The following is a 15,077-nucleotide window of genomic DNA, read 5'->3' as shown; positions in this document are numbered from 1 at the left end:
CCGTCATCGACGGAACTCGACACTAATGAGCGCACGGTCCGGGCGGGAGGCCGAGGCGAGAACTGGACAGCGTGTCCACAGGCCCCGCGTCCCGGGCGGGATGTGGCGCGCCGACTCCGCTCAAGTCACCCATTGCGCAAGGGACTTGACCGCGAGTGAGGTGCTGGTGCCTGTGACAGAACGAAGACGTGGCGGGGGACTTCCTGTAACTCGATGCGGGATACAAATGCATTCGACCGCAGACACCGCTACCGCTGGGGGAACCCCATGAAGTACACCCGCATCACCGCTCTCGCCGCCATCGGTGTCGCCGCCACCCTCTCGCTCACCGCGTGCAACGGCGACGACGGCTCGGCGCAGGACCCGGCCACCAAGGCCCCGTCGACCGCGTCCGGTTCGTCCTCGGGTTCGTCCTCGGGCGGTGCCTCGTCCTCGCAGGGCAGCACGGGCTCCACCGGCTCGAACGGCGGCTCGACGTCGACCGGCGGCGGCTCCAAGGCCTCCTCCGGGAGCGGCAACGGCGGGGCGTCCGGCAGCGGCAAGATCGCGTTCTGCAAGACACAGGACCTGGCCATCGACGCCCGGAACGCCGCCCCCGACAAGTCCACCGGCACGATTGACATCGTCATGATGAACCGGGGATCGACCACCTGCTCGGCGAGCGGCTTCGCGGGCGTGGACATCAAGGACGCCGACCACACCTCGAACCCCGTCGAGCGCGGCCACGCCGAGCCCCGCATAACCACCCTGAAGCCCGGCGCCGCCGCGATCTTCAATCTCTCCTACGTCATCGACAACAGCGGCAAGAGCCTCGCGCACCCGACCAACATCCTGGTGACGCCTCCGAACGAGACCCACACCGTGACGCTGAACTGGCCCTCGGGCGCGGGCGCCATCAAGGGCGCCTACACCGACGTGCAGGTCTATCCCACCCACAACGCCGAGTAGTAGTAGCGGTGGTGGTGTCCGTTGCAGGGTCCCGTCGTGCGTGCCGTCACCCCGCGGGGCGCGGCCGCCGGGTCCGGGTGGCCCGCGACGGTGACGACTCGGGCTCGGGGGGCCACGACGGTCACGCTTGGGGCACGGGGCCGCGGGCCGCGGGCCGCGGGGCACGGGGCGCGGGGCCCGGTGGGCCGGTGGGCCGGTGGGCGGTAACGGCCGGCGGAGGCCGGTCAGGCGAGGACGAGGGGCAGCGCGGTCAGGCCGCGGGTGAGACGGGTTCTGCGCCAGGCCAGGGACTCCTCGGGAACGGCCAGGCGTATGCGGGGGAACCGGGTCACCAGGGCGCGCAGGGCGATCTCCGCCTCCGCCCGGGCCAACGGAGCACCCGGGCAGCGGTGGATGCCGTGGCCGAAGGCGAGGTGACCGCCCGCGTCGCGGTCGAGGTCCAGACGGCCCGGGTCGGGGAACGCCGCCGGGTCGCGGTTCGCGGCCCCGGGCGCGATGGACACCCGGGATCCGGCCGGGATGTCGACGCCGCCGACGCGCAGGTTCTCCGTGCTGTGACGGAACGTGGCCACGCTCACCGGGGAGTCGAAGCGGAGCAGTTCGTCCAGGGCGCCGGGGATCAGGTCCGGGTCCCGGCGGAGCCGGTCGAACGCCTCCGGGTGCCGGAGCAGGGCCAGGACGGCGTTGCCGATGAAGTGGGTGGTGGTCTCGTGCCCGGCGACCAGGAGCAGGGCCGCGAGGGAGACGATCTCGTCCCGGCCGAGCCCGCCCGCGTGGCAGTCGCGCAGAAGTGAGTGGAGCGGGCCGTCGCCGGGGGTGGCGCGGGCCGTATCGACGAGGTGGGCCAGATGGTCGCCGATCCGGTGCGAAGCGGCGTCGACGCGTTCGGTGTCGGTCGCGTCGAAGAGGTCGTGGGACCAGCCGGCGAGCGTGCCGCGGTCGGACTCCGGAACGCCAAGCAGTTCGCACACGACGGTGACCGGCAGGGGCACCGCCAGCTGCGCCACCAGGTCGACCTCCGTACCCGGCCGCCACGTGGTCATGAGGCCGTCGACGACCCGGGTGATGTAGGGGCGCAGTGCCCGGACGCGTCCGGCGGTGAACAGCGGCGTCGCCACCCGCCGGTGGCGGGTGTGTGCGGGAGGGTCGCTCGCCAGCATGTTGCGGGAGATCGCCGGGTGCAGGTCCCGGTCGGAGGGCCGGTCGGCGAAGAAGCGGGCGGTGTCCTTGGACAGGCGCGGGTCGGTGAACGCCTCACGTGCCTCGGGGTGACCGGTGATCAGATACGCCTGCTGCCCGCCGGAGCCGGTGGGGATCCGCTGGACGGGGCAGCCTTCGCGCAGTCGGTCGTAGGTGGGGTAGGGGTCGGTGAAGAAGCGCGGGTCGCGCAGCGGGTCCTGCCTCGGTGCGGTCACTGGACCATCTCCACGATTTGGGGTGCGGGGTGCGGGGTGCGGGGTGCGGGGTGCTGGTCGCTGGGCGGCGGGTGCTGGGGACGGGCGTGTCGGCGCTCCCCGGTGGCCCGGTGTGTGCGCCCCATGCTGACATGATCGCGACTCCGTCTCGGGGCCGGGCTGGACGGGGTTGAGCTTGGCCGAAGACCCGGCACTCGGCGCCGATCACGCTCCGGACGCCGTGGATGCGGAGTGGTGCGGTGCGGTGTGGTGCAGTGTGGTGCGGTGTGGTGCCGCGAAGGCTGGCTCACGACTGCGCCGAACTCACCTCGCTGTCAACCGTCAATCCCCTTGACGTCACGCGTCCTCAACCCGGCGTAATCGGCGGCCTGTTGAAGGAGTGCGATGAGCATGGGGGAGGTAAGGCGTCCGGTGAAGGTGTTGCGCTGACTGGGGTGGTAGCAGCCGATCAGATGGAGTTCACGTGTCGTGGCCCTGGCGCCGTCGTCCTTGCTGCGTACCGCTTCCGCCGGCTCCGCGCGCTGGAGCGTCACCACGGCGCCATGCGTGAACCGCGGTCGCGGGCGCGGCAGTTGCCATCCGGCGTCGGCGAGGACCGGCAGGAGCGCCTGCCAGCCGAAGGCCCCCAGAACGACAATGGCGCGAGGGTCGAGCAGTGTGATCTCGGTGGTCAACCACGGTCGGCACGTGTCCCGCTCGACGGGTGTCGGCTTGTTCGCGGGAGGCGCGCAGTGGACGGGGGAGGTCACCCGCACCCCGTACAGTTCGAGGCCGTCGTCGGCCGTGGTGGCGGTGGGACGGGAGGCGAGGCCGACGGCGTGCAGGGCCGAGAAGAGGAAGTCCCCCGATGCGTCGCCGGTGAACATACGGCCCGTCCGGTTGCCGCCGTGAGCGGCCGGCGCGAGCCCGACCACCGCCAGTGGGGCGTCGTGCGGACCGAACCCCGGCACCGGCCTGCCCCAGTACTCCCAGTCCCGGAAGGCCGCCCGCTTCGTCGCGGCGACCTCCTCGCGCCAGGCGACCAGTCGAGGGCAGGCCCTGCACTCGGTCAACCGCCCCTCCAGTTCACCGAGCCCCCCGCAGCGCGCCGCGTGGAACGCGGGGAAGGCGCGGTCGCCGGCGGAGGGATGCGAACCGTTGACGCCGACCTCGTCCATGGGGCCACGCTACCGGCGCCCCTGCCGAGGGCCCCGCAACGGCCCGGCCGGGCACCCGCACGCGCGAAGTCGGCCAACGCAGAGGGCAACTGGAGTTCGGCCCCGACCAGTTCCCGGCCGGCCGGATCGAACCGGAGCTCGTCAGGTGCGTCCCACAGCCATGGCCCGCTGCCGAATGTATCCAGGAGGAACCGACCGCGCTCGTTCACGTCTGCGTACGGTGCGACGCGTATGCAGAAGTCCCGAAAATCGAAACGCGGGGTGACGCGCAAGGGGTCGCCCGGCGCCGTCACCGTGGCAGTCCAGCCGTCGTCGAGGGTGAGTTTCATGGTGAATGGAGCCTCATCCGACCTGCTCTGCGGGAGGCATGTAGCCACCATTGGATGGCATGTGGCAAGGGGCGCATGGCGGTCGATGTACTGCTCGGCCGAGTACCTGACGGCCGAGTACCTGATTACGTTCCTGACGTCGTCGTCGCGGCGTGACCAACGGCTGGCACAGCAGATGCTGATGCTGTGTCACCCATTTCGTTGTGGCAGATCGGTGGTGCTCCGCCTGCCTCAGCCGGTGAGGCTCTTGCGGCGAACGCGCAGCGAGTACGTCGTTCCCTCGGGCCCGCTGCTGCTGCCCCAGCCGCCGCTCGTGGCCACGGCCCATCCCCGCTGGTCACTCATCTGCGCGGCGAAGGAGTCCAGGTCGTGGATCGTGCAGCCGCATGTCAGCGAGACGCTGATGCTGACGTATGGACTCCGGGGGTTGTCGTTCCCGTAGGAACTCTTCTCCCACTGCACGTCGTGGACGTGCTCCTTGAGGCCGGTGCGCTCCTCGTCGTGCTTGATTCCGTGTGCCTTGGCGTACTCGTCCAGATCGTCGATCGCGAACAAGTGGCTCGACCATTCGCCGGGCCAGACTGCGAACAAGCGGGACTTGCCGGTGACGGCTCGCTCGTAGGCGGTGCGGTCGTTCCCGTGCGTCACCGACCCGTCCTCGTGCACCTCGATGTAGCACGTCGTACGTGCGGTGTAAGGGAAGTCCTTACCCGCTGCCGCGGCACTTCTCGGTTCCAATGAGATCCCCCTTGTGAGTGTTGTGAGTGGTTGCCTCCGGGCCCCAGTCAACACCGTCAGTGACGGCGCGCGAAGGGAGAGCTGGACAGTGCAAGCCAGGCTGCGGGGTGTCGCACCCCGGACCACCTGCCGCCGCCTCGCTCCCCAGCGCAGCGCATTCTCCCCAGACTCTCCCCAGGGGGCCTGAACACACCTTCATTGGCGTTTGTGTATGCGAAGTTGACTAACGTGTACGCGCTGCCATCTACAACCACCGCCGCCGCTTGAAGATGAAGTACAGGCTGACGCACACCACCGCCATCAGCAGGATCGCGAATGGATACCCGAAGCCCCAGCCCAGCTCGGGCATGTTCTCGAAGTTCATGCCGTAGATGGTTCCCACGAGTGTGGGTGCGAACAGGATCGCCGCCCACGACGAGATCTTCTTGATCTCCTCGTTCTGTTCGAAGCCCGCTTCTGCCAACGCCCGCATTTCCGCGTTCTGTTGCTGGGTCACCAGGGTCGCGTTGACCGTGAGGATGTCCGTCAGGGCCTGGCGGAAGCCGTCCACTCGTTCGCTGATGTGGGTGACGTGGTCCGCGACGTCGCGGAGGTAGCGCTGGAGTTCCTCGTCCGTGCCGTACTTCGCGAAGCCCGCCATCAGGGCGTGCAGCATGCCGACCAGGGGGCGGGTGGCGCGCTGGAACTCGACCATTTCCCGGGAGAGTTCGTAGATGCGGCGTGAGACCTCGGGGTCGCCGCGGAAGACTTCCGTCTCGATCTCGTCGATGTCGTTCTGCACTCCGGCCACGACCGGGGCGTACCCGTCCACCACCGCGTCCAGGATGGCGTACAGGACCGCCTCCGGCCCCAGGGCCAGCAGGTCGGGGTCCTCCTCCATACGGCGTCGGACGGCCGAGAGGTCGGGGGCGGCGCCATGGCGGACGGTGATGACGAAGTCCCGGCCCACGAAGACGTGGAGCTCGCCGAAGTCCACCTCCTCCGGGGCGTCGAGGTAGCGGGCCGCGCGCAGCACGACGAAGAGGGTGTCGCCGTAGCGCTCCAGTTTTGGGCGCTGATGTGCTTCGAGCGCGTCCTCCACCGCCAGCTCGTGGAGGTCGAACTCGGCTGCCAGGGAGAGGAGTTCGGACTCCGAGGGGCGTTGCAGGCCGATCCACGCCATGCCCTCGGGCGTCTCGCGCAGACGGCGGAACGTCTCGGCGAGGGTGTCGTGGGAGGCGATGTGGCGCCCGTCGCGGTACAGGGCCGACTGCACGATGCTGCCGCTCTTGCCGCTCTTGCCGCTCTTATCGCTCGCGGCGGGTACGCCGCCGTCGGCCGGCGTCGCGCTGCCCTCGGCGCGTGGCGCGGGCTCGGTGCTTGCCTGGGCGTCGGCGACACCCGGCTGCCTGCGCCACGCGTGCTTCTTCGGCGGCCGCGCGGGGCGGTCCCTTCGGTCGGGCACGTTCTCGCCTCCCGCTCTGCGGCCAGCCCCCAGGGCTGTCGAACCTCGGTCTGTACCCCTCAGAATCCCCGGGAAGGGAATCGGAAGGGAATCGGGATACCTTCGGAATGCTCTCGGAGCAGGATATACGGCTCAAATCGCACCAGCCCGAGGTGCTGCTCCCGCCCGCTAGCCCGAGGTGCCGCTCCCGTTCGCTGCTCCCGCCCGCAGCTCCTGCCCGCGTCTCATGGCTGCTCCGCAGCTCCGCCCTCCGTAGCTCCGCCCTCCGTAGCTCCGCCCTCCGGAGGTGTGCGCCCCGCAGGTACGCGCTCCTCCCGTACGTGCCCCTCGCGCACGCCCCCTCGCCCCATACCGCTGAGAGCGCTCTCCGCTGCCCATTGCGGACAGGAACTGGCCGCGATCGTCGGTACCGTGCCCGTATGGCCTCGAAGACCGGTACCAGCTCCGCGCCCCCGCTCTCGCGCCGCGCGCTCAACCGCGCCACCCTCGACCGCCAGCTCTTGCTGCGGCGCAGTGACACGCTCTCGGCCAAGGACGCCGTCGGCCACCTCCTCGGGCTCCAGGCGCAGAACGTGAAGCCGCCCTACTTCGCCCTCTGGTCGCGGCTCGCCGGGTTCCGTCCGGAAGCGCTCTCAGAGCTGATGGCGGCACGCGATGTGGTGCGGATCGTCACGCTGCGGTCCACCCTGCACACCCACACAGCCGACGACGCGCTCACCCTGCGCCCGCTGGTCCAGGCCGCCCGGGACCGGGAGCTGAACGCCTTCCGCAAGGGCCTGGTGGGGGTGGACACGGACCGGCTCGGCGCCATCGTCCGCGCGCTCGTGGAGGAGCGGCCGCACACCATGAAGGAGCTGCGCGATGCGCTCCTGAAGGAGTGGCCGCACGCCGACCCGTTCGCGCTCTCGGTCGCCGCCCGCTGCGTCCTTCCGCTGGTCCAGGTGACCCCGCGCGGGATGTGGGGACGCAGCGGGCAGGTCTCGCTCACCACCGTCGAGCACTGGCTCGGCCGTGCGCCCGGGCCGGTACCGGAGGCTGACGAGACGGTGCTGCGCTATCTCGGCGCCTTCGGGCCCGCCTCGGTCAAGGACATGCAGACCTGGGCAGGGCTCACCCGGCTCGGGTCCGTCTTCGAGCGGCTCCGGCCCGGGCTCGCGGTGTTCCGGGACGAGAGCGGGGTCGAGCTCTTCGACCTGCCGGACGCCGCCCGGCCCGACGAGGACGCTCCGGCCCCGCCCCGCTTCCTGCCCGAATTCGACAATCTGCTGCTCGCGCATGCCGACCGCACCCGCGTGATTCCCGCCGAGTACAAAGGGCGCAGTTGGACCGGCAACCAGGCCCACTGCACCCTTCTCGTCGACGGCTTCCTCGCCGGGATCTGGCGGATCGACGAGCGCGAACGTGAACGCGGCGAGCGTGGGAGCAGTGGCCGGGGCGGGGATAGCGGTGCGGGTGCGCTGCTTACCGTGCAGGCGTTCCGCCCGCTGGGGAAAGGCGTGCGTGCGGCAGTGGCCGAGGAGGGTGCGCGGCTGCTCGCCGGCATGACCTCGGCCACCTCGTACGACGTACGGTTCGGGGACTTCGCGGCCCAAGGTTAGGGCAGCCCGACGGCCCCACAGCCCGGTGTCCGCGGCCCGGTCTGCCGGGGACGGGGACGGGGACGGCGACGGGCCGACAGTGGGTGGGGGCAGCCCGTCGGAATCAGTGGCCGCCCGGCGGAGCTAGTGGCTCAGCGCGTGGTCCCGGCGGGCGCACAGCGGCGGGGTCTGGGCGTGGCGCCTGCGGGGGACGGGTGGGGCGAGTAGCGGATCGACGGTCACCCGGTCGACGCCCAGCGGGGCCGAGAGCGCTCTCAGGGCGGGTTCGGCGAGCCGGATCCACTGCTGGTCGCGGCCGAGGACGGCGTGCAGTCGGTCCGGGCTGGTGAATCCGACGGCGGTGCGAGTGCCGAACTCGTCGCGCAGGAAGCGGAGTTGGTGCCCTCCGGCAGAGCCGAGCCGAACCGGCACGTAGAGCGGCCCTGCCGGGCGGAGTTCTTCGGGGTCGGCGTCCTCGATGGTGAGGCTGTCCATGGTGTCCTCCGGTGCGGAAGTGCGGATGCCGTAAGCGTCATACGCCCGTACGCCCGAAGTTATGCCCCCGCCGTCGTGCCGGTCTCCCGTCATGACGGGGCATTGACCCCACTGCCGCCGATTTTGACGCGCTCCTGTCGCAGGTCGGCACGGGCGGGTCGGCCGAGCGGCCGGCGGTGGCCCGGACCGGCGATTTCATCCCACCGGGTGGCGGCCCGGGGCGGTCGCCGTACGCCCACCACCCTGGGATCACGCGGTATGTCCCCGGTGCCGTACGCCTGCCGTCGTGTGCGACTCGCGCCGCCCGTGCCGGTGCCGTACGTACGCGGGCGTAGAGCCACTCGGGCCCTCGGCCGATGTAACCCGCCGTTGCCAGACGGCTCACCGGCTCCGCAGCTCACCGGTTCCACGGCCGCCCGCCGCGGCCGTCCGCCTCATGGCCGGACGTCTGCACGGCCGCTCAGTCTGCCCGCCCCGTGGCCGCGACCGTCACGCCGAGCCCGATCATCGCGAAGCCACCCGCGCCGCCGATCAGTGAAAGGCGCCGCTCGGAACCGGCGAACCAGCCGCGCGCGGCTGCCGCACCCAGGCCCCACAGGGTGTCCGTGATCAGGCCGATGGTGATCGGGATCAGGCCGAGCAGCAGCATCTGGGACGACAGATGCCCGGCCGTGTGGTCCACGAACTGCGGCAGCACGGCCGCGAAGAACACGATGCCCTTGGGGTTGGTGACGCCCACCAGGACGCCGTCCGCGACGGTCCGCAGATCGCCGCGGGCCGGCCGGACCGAGGCCGCGGCCTCCCCGATGGCCGCCACTCCCAGCCGCATCTCTTTGCGGTGCCGGTACGCCTGCACCCCGAGCAGCACGAGATAGGCGGCGCCCGCCACCTTCACGGCCAGGAACACCGAAGCGGAACGCTCCACCAGCGCGCCGATGCCCAGCGCCACCGCGCACACCAGAACGTACGAGCCGAGTACGTTGCCGAAGACCGTCGCGAGGGCGGTGCGGCGGCCGTGCGCGAGGGCGCGGCCGATCACGAACAGGACGCTGGGGCCCGGGATCACGATCACTACGAGGGACATGGCCGCGAAGGCGAGACAGCGGTCGATCGAAACCATGGCCGTCATTAGACAGCACCCGTGTGCGGTGCGCCCATACCCCCGGGCCGGGTGCGCCCATACCCCCGGGCCGGGTGTGCTCATACGCGCTCCGCGCCATGTGTGCCCGTGCCCCCGTTCCGGGTCATGTGTGCCCGTGCCCCCGTTCCGGGCCGGGGGCACGGGCATACCCGCTCCAGGTCGGGTGTGCCCGGGGCCGTCCCAGGTCGTCCCGGCCCCCGAAGGCCTCTGGATGCAGTCCGCGCATGGAACCGCGGCAGCTCAGCTACAAGCCATGGCCAGCGAGGCCGAGGGAAGCGCGCCCGGGTCGGGCCGGCACGTCGGGAGTGGCAGCCCACTCCCGGCGGCGTACCCGCCCTGACCAGCGACGATCACGAACGTTGATCGCTGCGGTCGCCGTCTGCCCCTTGGTCGGACGATGCGGATCCGATGGACTGAGGTCAGGCCGGTGAGCGACCCGGGAAGGCCGGGAAGCCGCCGCCGACAGAGGAGTTGGCCATGCCCATCGTCACCATTCAGCAGGGTCCCCGTGACGTCGAGCTCAAGCGCGAGCTGGTCAAGCGGGTCACGGATGCCTTCGTCGACGCGTACAGGATCCCGGCCGAGACCGTCCAGGTGTGGATCCACGAGGTTCCCACGGACAGCTGGGGTGCGGCCGGCACGCTCACGGCCGACAAGTAGCGCTGCGCGGCGGGGGGTTCAACCACCGCCGGGCCGAGTGGGCCGAGGCGGGCTGTCCGTACGGGGGTCGGACGGCCCGGCGCGATCCACTCGGCCCGGCATCCTCCAGGTCCTGGAAGAGGCCGTGCCGGGCCGGGCACCGCCCGTCCCGATCGGCGTCACCGGACCCGGGCGGCCGGAAACGCGCTGCACCACCGGGCACCTGGGTCCGGTGGCGTCGCCCATCGTGGCCACTCCACAGAGGGGCCGCCGCCCCACCCGGCGGCCGGAGCCCGGGCGTTGGCCGGCCGGTTGGGGGCGCGGGCGCGGGCCGCGCGACACCCGCCGGCCCCGGCAGCGAGGGGTCGGGGAGCGGTCACCGCAGGTGGATTCGGGGTTTCGGGCGCTGCGAGCGTCGGTAGGTACCAGAATCCCCACCTGACAGGTCCCACCTCACAGGTGATGCCGATCTTGCGACCCAGGAGTGAAGAGCGATGCGGATTCCGATGACGGTCTCGGATTTCCTCGACCGGGCCGAGCTGGGGTTCTCCGCCGGCACCGGTGTCGTCGACGAGCCCGATCAGCCGGGCCCGCCGGTGCCCGGCCTGACCTATGGGCGACTGGCCGAGCGGGTGCGCGCCTGGCAGGCGGGGTTCGACGCGCTGGGCGTCGGCGAGGGCGAACGCGTGGCGGTGGTCAGCCACAACTCGGCGCGCATGCTGGAGCTGCTGTTCGCGGTGCCGATGAGCGGCCGGATCTGTGTGCCGGTCAACTTCCGCCTCAAGCCCGAGGAGATCGAGTACGTGGTGCGCCAGAGCGGGGCCTCGGTCCTGCTCGTCGACCCGGAGCTCGACGTGGCGCTGTCCGCCGTGAAGGCACGCCACCGGTTCGTGCTGGGGGAGGAGACCGACTCCGCCCTGATGCGGTTCGGCGTGGAGCCGCGCGCCTGGTCGAACCCGGACGAGGACGCCACGGCCACCATCAACTACACCTCCGGAACCACCGCCCGCCCCAAGGGAGTTCAGCTGACGCACCGCAACATCTGGGTCAACGGCCTGACGTTCGGCCTTCACACCCGGGCCTGGGAGGGCGATGTCTATCTGCACACCCTGCCGATGTTCCACTGCAACGGCTGGGGCATGCCCTATGTGATGGCCGGCCTCGGCGTGAAGCAGGTCGTGCTGCGCAAGGTCGACGGCACCGAGATCCTGCGGCGGGTCGAGGAGCACGGAGTCACCCTGATGTGCGGAGCGCCCGCGGTGTGGAACATGGTCCTGGACGCGGCGGCGTCGTGGCGCGGCGAGATCCCGGGCCGCGACCGGGTCCGCGTCGTCTGCGCCGGGGCACCGCCGCCGAGCCGGACGATCCAGCGCCTGGACGAGGAACTGGGCTGGGAGTTCACCCAGATCTACGGTCTGACCGAGACCTCCCCGCTGCTCACCGTGAACCGGACCCGGGCCGCCGACGCCGGGCTCCCCGCCGAGGAGCGGGCGCGCAGACTGTCCAGGGCCGGTGTGCCGGCGCTCGGGGTGCGGCTGATGGTGTCGGACTCCGGGGAGGTGCTCGCCCGCTCCAATGTGGTGCTCGACGGATACTGGGAGAAGCCCGAGGAGACCGAGGCGGCCCTCGCGGACGGCTGGTTCCATACCGGTGACGGCGGCACGATCGACGAGGACGACGGCACCCTGACGATCTCCGACCGCAAGAAGGACGTCATCATCACGGGCGGCGAGAACGTCTCCTCGATCGAGGTGGAGGACACGATCTTCAGCCACCCGGCGGTAGCCGAGGTCGCCGTCATCGGGGTGCCGCACGACAAGTGGGGCGAGACGATCAAGGCGCTCGTGGTCCTGACGGAGGGCGCGGACGTCACCGAGGCCGAGCTCATCGCTTACTGCAAGGAGCACTTGGCCCGGTACAAGGCGCCGACCTCGGTCGAGTTCCGCGAGGCCATTCCGCGTACCGCCACCGGAAAGATCCAGAAGTTCAAGCTCCGTGAGCCGTACTGGGCCGGCCTCGACCGCGGGGTCAACTGACGTACGGGGGAGCCGTGTGGGGGAGCGGGTGAGTGACCGAGGTCACGCCCGCTCCCTTTGACCTTCACACTGATGTGAGGGTTCGAGCATGCGTCCATGTCCCTCATCAAGAAGTCTGTTGCCGAGGCGTCAACTCGGCCTTCGGGAAGCCTGGTTGGAGATCAGGGGGTGACCGCGGGCAGTGGCGGTGCCGACGGCCGGAGACTGCCCCTGCCCGCCCTCCTCGCGCTGGCCACGGCCGTCTTCGTCACCAGCCTGACCGAGACCCTGCCCGCAGGACTGCTGCCCGCCATGAGCGCGGACCTGCGGGTCGGCGAGTCCGCGACCGGACAGACGGTCACGGTCTACGCCGTCGGCACGGCGCTGACCGCGATCCCGCTCACCGCCGCGACCGCGGCCTGGCGGCGCAAGCGGCTGCTCCTGGTGTCGATGGCGGGGTTCGCCGTGGCGAACACCGTGACCGCGCTCTCGGGGAGTTATCCCCTGACGATGGCCGCCCGGTTCCTCGCCGGTGTCGCCGCGGGGCTCGCCTGGGCCCTCCTGGCCGGATACGCGCGCCGGCTGGCCCCCGGGCACCTCCAGGGCAGGGCGATCGCCATCGCCATGGCCGGTGTGCCCGTCGCCCTGTCGCTCGGCGTGCCGGCCGGAACCTTCCTGGGCAAGGTCGCCACCTGGCAGGTGGCCTTCCTCGCGATGACCGGCCTGACCGTCGCCCTGCTGGGCTGGATCGCCGCGGTCGTGCCGGACCGGACCGGCCAGGAGCGCGGCGGCCGGGCGCCGATGGCCGCGGCCCTGAAGGTGCCCGGGGTTGCGCCCGTCCTGTTCGTCACGCTGGTCTTCGTGCTGGCCCACACCCTCCTCTACACGTTCATCGCGACCTTCCTCGACCATCTCGGCATGGCCGGTTCCACCGACCTCGTACTCCTGGTGTTCGGCGCGGCCTCGCTGCTGAGCATCTGGATGGTCGGTGCACAGATCGGGCGACGGCTGCGGACCCTGACCCTCGCGAGCACCCTGCTCGTCGCCGTCGCGGCCGCCGCCCTCGCCGTGCTCTCCGGCAGCCCCGTCGCGGTGTACGTCGCCGTCGCCCTGTGGGGGCTCGGCTGGGGCGGTGCTCCGACGCTGTTGCAGACCGCGGTGGGCGACGCGGGCGGCGAGCACGCGGACGGCGCTCAAGCCATGCTGGTCACGCTCTGGAACGTGGCGATGGCCGGCGGCGGCGTCGTCGGCGGTCTCCTCCTCGGCCTCCTCGGCCCGGCCTCGTTCCCCTGGAGCGTCCTGGTCCTGCTCGTACCCGTCCTGCTCGTGGTCCTGGCGGCCCGGGCCCACGGCTTTCCCGCCCGGCGCGGGGGTGCCGCGTGAACGAACCGATTCGATCTTCCCCGCGCGCAACGCTAGGCAGGTCAGGGGCGGTCGGGGCATGCTGGGGGCCACGGTTGAGGAAGTGAGGCGCGCTGCGATGGTGACGGACTCGTACGCCCACGGGGTGAGCGGCACCGCCCTGCTCGGCGACACGATCGGCGGCAATCTGGACCGGGCGGTCCAGGCGTACGGGGAGCGCGAGGCGCTGGTCGACGTCGGGTCGGGGCGGCGCTGGACGTACGGCCAATTCGGCGCGGATGTGGACCAGTTGGCGTGTGCCCTGCTCGCCGCGGGGGTCGCCAAGGGGGACCGTGTCGGCATCTGGGCGGTGAACTGCCCCGAGTGGGTCCTGGTCCAGTACGCGACCGCGCGGATCGGCGCGGTGATGGTCAACATCAACCCGGCCTACCGCGTGCACGAGTTGGAGTACGTGCTGCGGCAGGCCGGTGTGTCGGTGCTGTTCGCCTCGCTGGCACACAAGACGAGTGACTACCGGGCCATGGTCGAGCAAGTGCGGCCCCAGTGTGCCCAGTTGCGCCGCGTGGTCTACTTCGGGGACCCGGGGTGGGACCGGCTGATGGAGGAGGGGGCGGCTCCTTCGCGCGCCGAACTCGCAAGCCGCCAGGCCGAGTTGTCCTGCGACGACGCGGTCAACATCCAGTACACCTCGGGCACCACGGGCTTCCCGAAGGGAGCCACGCTCTCTCATCACAACATTCTCAACAACGGTTATTTCGTGGGGGAGTTGCTCGCCTACACCGAGGCGGACCGGATCTGCGTACCGGTCCCGTTCTACCACTGCTTCGGCATGGTGATGGGCAATCTCGCGGCCACTTCGCACGGCGCCTGCATCGTGATCCCGGCACCGTCCTTCGACCCGGCGGCGACCCTGCGGGCCGTGCAGGAGGAGCGCTGCACCTCGCTGTACGGGGTGCCGACGATGTTCATCGCCGAGCTGAACCTGCCCGGCTTCGCCTCGTACGACCTCACCTCGCTGCGCACGGGCATCATGGCGGGCTCGCCGTGCCCGGCGGAGGTGATGAAGCGGGTGGTCGCCGAGATGCACATGGCCGAGGTGTCCATCTGCTACGGCATGACCGAGACGTCCCCCGTCTCCACCCAGACACGTACCGACGACGACCTGGAGCGGCGCACCGGCACGGTCGGCCGGGTGATGCCGCATGTCGAGGTGAAGATCGTCGACCCCGCGGACGGGGTCACCGTGCCGCGCGGCGAGGCGGGCGAGCTGTGCACCCGCGGCTACAGCGTGATGCTGGGCTACTGGGACGAGCCGGAGCGGACCGCCGAGACGATCGACGCGGGACGCTGGATGCACACGGGCGACCTCGCGGTGATGCGCGAGGACGGCTATGTCGAGATCGTCGGCCGCATCAAGGACATGATCATCCGTGGTGGCGAGAACGTGTACCCGCGGGAGATCGAGGAGTTCCTGTACCGGCACCCCAAGATCGCCGACGTGCAGGTGGTGGGCGTCCCGGACGAGCGGTACGGCGAGGAGATCCTGGCCTGTGTCATCCCCCGGGACCCGGCGGATCCGCCCACCCTGGACGAGCTGGGCGCGTACTGCCGCGAGCGGCTCGCGCACTACAAGATCCCCCGCCATCTGCGGATCCTCGACGCCTTCCCCATGACGGTCAGCGGCAAGGTCCGCAAGGTGGAGCTGCGGGAGGGCTACGGGGCCTGAGCGCGTCCCGGACGAGATCCGCCGGACCGGCCCTAGGGGGTGTCCGGAAAGTCATGGGAGCCAGAGCCGCAGGCAGGCGAGGGTGACCATG

At 71.0% G+C, this 15,077-nt stretch carries 13 protein-coding genes and 1 pseudogene; 6 read left to right on the top strand and 8 right to left on the bottom strand.

The genetic code is table 11. From position 1 onward, the window contains the following. Nucleotides 1–267 precede the first annotated feature (267 nt). Nucleotides 268–948: a DUF4232 domain-containing protein gene (locus CG740_RS38855; protein WP_100580044.1), complete on the top strand. Its 681-nt coding sequence runs from the start codon at nt 268–270 to the stop codon at nt 946–948. A 224-nt stretch (nt 949–1,172) separates the two neighbouring features. On the opposite strand, the gene CG740_RS38850 is transcribed toward CG740_RS38855, so the two are convergent. The 6 genes and pseudogenes from CG740_RS38850 to CG740_RS42065 all read right to left on the bottom strand — a co-directional run. Then, nucleotides 1,173–2,363 carry a cytochrome P450 family protein gene (locus CG740_RS38850; RefSeq protein ID WP_100580043.1) on the bottom strand — a complete coding sequence of 397 codons (1,191 nt, stop codon included), beginning with the start codon at nt 2,361–2,363 and terminating at the stop codon, nt 1,173–1,175. After that, the gene (locus CG740_RS41705; RefSeq protein ID WP_267895449.1) at nt 2,360–2,488 is read right to left on the bottom strand and encodes a hypothetical protein; all 129 of its coding nucleotides are present in this window, start codon (nt 2,486–2,488) and stop codon (nt 2,360–2,362) included. The genes CG740_RS38850 and CG740_RS41705 overlap by 4 nt, the downstream gene beginning before the upstream one ends. Before the next feature lie 189 nt (nt 2,489–2,677). Further along, nucleotides 2,678–3,520: a uracil-DNA glycosylase gene (locus CG740_RS38845; RefSeq protein ID WP_100580042.1), complete on the bottom strand. Its 843-nt coding sequence runs from the start codon at nt 3,518–3,520 to the stop codon at nt 2,678–2,680. Between the two features lie 560 nt (nt 3,521–4,080). Then, nucleotides 4,081–4,497 carry a hypothetical protein gene (locus tag CG740_RS38840; protein WP_234376760.1) on the bottom strand — a complete coding sequence of 139 codons (417 nt, stop codon included), beginning with the start codon at nt 4,495–4,497 and terminating at the stop codon, nt 4,081–4,083. Nucleotides 4,498–4,831: 334 nt separating this feature from the next. After that, nucleotides 4,832–6,031 carry a magnesium and cobalt transport protein CorA gene (locus CG740_RS38835; RefSeq protein ID WP_100580040.1) on the bottom strand — a complete coding sequence of 400 codons (1,200 nt, stop codon included), beginning with the start codon at nt 6,029–6,031 and terminating at the stop codon, nt 4,832–4,834. A gap of 244 nt (nt 6,032–6,275) precedes the next feature. Continuing rightward, nucleotides 6,276–6,515, bottom strand: a pseudogene (locus CG740_RS42065) (hypothetical protein); the annotation flags it as partial. Between CG740_RS42065 and CG740_RS38830 the strand changes: the two are divergent. Continuing rightward, nucleotides 6,451–7,629 carry a winged helix DNA-binding domain-containing protein gene (locus CG740_RS38830; RefSeq protein ID WP_100580039.1) on the top strand — a complete coding sequence of 393 codons (1,179 nt, stop codon included), beginning with the start codon at nt 6,451–6,453 and terminating at the stop codon, nt 7,627–7,629. The pseudogene CG740_RS42065 and the gene CG740_RS38830 overlap by 65 nt on opposite strands. A gap of 123 nt (nt 7,630–7,752) precedes the next feature. Here the strand turns inward: CG740_RS38830 and CG740_RS38825 are convergent, their stop codons facing one another. Next, nucleotides 7,753–8,103: an SAV_915 family protein gene (locus tag CG740_RS38825; RefSeq protein WP_199846717.1), complete on the bottom strand. Its 351-nt coding sequence runs from the start codon at nt 8,101–8,103 to the stop codon at nt 7,753–7,755. A 460-nt stretch (nt 8,104–8,563) separates the two neighbouring features. After that, nucleotides 8,564–9,223: a LysE family translocator gene (locus tag CG740_RS38820; RefSeq protein WP_100580038.1), complete on the bottom strand. Its 660-nt coding sequence runs from the start codon at nt 9,221–9,223 to the stop codon at nt 8,564–8,566. Nucleotides 9,224–9,721: 498 nt separating this feature from the next. Here CG740_RS38820 and dmpI point away from each other — a divergent pair, with 498 nt between their 5' ends. From dmpI to CG740_RS38800, 4 genes are all read left to right on the top strand, one after another. Then, nucleotides 9,722–9,904 carry a 4-oxalocrotonate tautomerase DmpI gene (gene dmpI / locus CG740_RS38815; RefSeq protein WP_053725815.1) on the top strand — a complete coding sequence of 61 codons (183 nt, stop codon included), beginning with the start codon at nt 9,722–9,724 and terminating at the stop codon, nt 9,902–9,904. A gap of 473 nt (nt 9,905–10,377) precedes the next feature. Next, complete coding sequence (locus CG740_RS38810) at nt 10,378–11,919, top strand: AMP-binding protein (RefSeq protein ID WP_100580037.1); 1,542 nt, start codon at nt 10,378–10,380, stop codon at nt 11,917–11,919. A gap of 168 nt (nt 11,920–12,087) precedes the next feature. Then, complete coding sequence (locus CG740_RS38805) at nt 12,088–13,281, top strand: MFS transporter (protein WP_234376759.1); 1,194 nt, start codon at nt 12,088–12,090, stop codon at nt 13,279–13,281. 97 nt (nt 13,282–13,378) lie between these two features. Further along, nucleotides 13,379–14,986, top strand: a complete 1,608-nt coding sequence (locus CG740_RS38800; RefSeq protein WP_100580035.1) for an AMP-binding protein — start codon at nt 13,379–13,381, stop codon at nt 14,984–14,986. Nucleotides 14,987–15,077 lie beyond the last annotated feature (91 nt).

Origin of the sequence: Streptomyces sp. CB01201, from assembly GCF_002803085.1 — a bacterium.
Taxonomy (GTDB): domain Bacteria; phylum Actinomycetota; class Actinomycetes; order Streptomycetales; family Streptomycetaceae; genus Streptomyces; species Streptomyces hundungensis.
The sequence above is the reverse complement of the archived record's forward strand: the minus strand, read 5'-3'. Positions and strand labels throughout refer to the sequence as shown.

What these genes read in the sequence shown, in the direction of transcription:
- CG740_RS38855 (WP_100580044.1), top strand. Translation starts at nt 268, where the DNA reads ATGAAGTACACCCGCATCACCGCTCTCGCCGCCATCGGTGTCGCCGCC.
- CG740_RS41705 (WP_267895449.1), bottom strand. Translation starts at nt 2,488, where the DNA reads ATGGGGCGCACACACCGGGCCACCGGGGAGCGCCGACACGCCCGTCCC.
- CG740_RS38845 (WP_100580042.1), bottom strand. Translation starts at nt 3,520, where the DNA reads ATGGACGAGGTCGGCGTCAACGGTTCGCATCCCTCCGCCGGCGACCGC.
- CG740_RS38830 (WP_100580039.1), top strand. Translation starts at nt 6,451, where the DNA reads ATGGCCTCGAAGACCGGTACCAGCTCCGCGCCCCCGCTCTCGCGCCGC.
- CG740_RS38825 (WP_199846717.1), bottom strand. Translation starts at nt 8,103, where the DNA reads ATGGACAGCCTCACCATCGAGGACGCCGACCCCGAAGAACTCCGCCCG.
- CG740_RS38820 (WP_100580038.1), bottom strand. Translation starts at nt 9,223, where the DNA reads ATGGTTTCGATCGACCGCTGTCTCGCCTTCGCGGCCATGTCCCTCGTA.
- dmpI (WP_053725815.1), top strand. Translation starts at nt 9,722, where the DNA reads ATGCCCATCGTCACCATTCAGCAGGGTCCCCGTGACGTCGAGCTCAAG.
- CG740_RS38810 (WP_100580037.1), top strand. Translation starts at nt 10,378, where the DNA reads ATGCGGATTCCGATGACGGTCTCGGATTTCCTCGACCGGGCCGAGCTG.
- CG740_RS38800 (WP_100580035.1), top strand. Translation starts at nt 13,379, where the DNA reads ATGGTGACGGACTCGTACGCCCACGGGGTGAGCGGCACCGCCCTGCTC.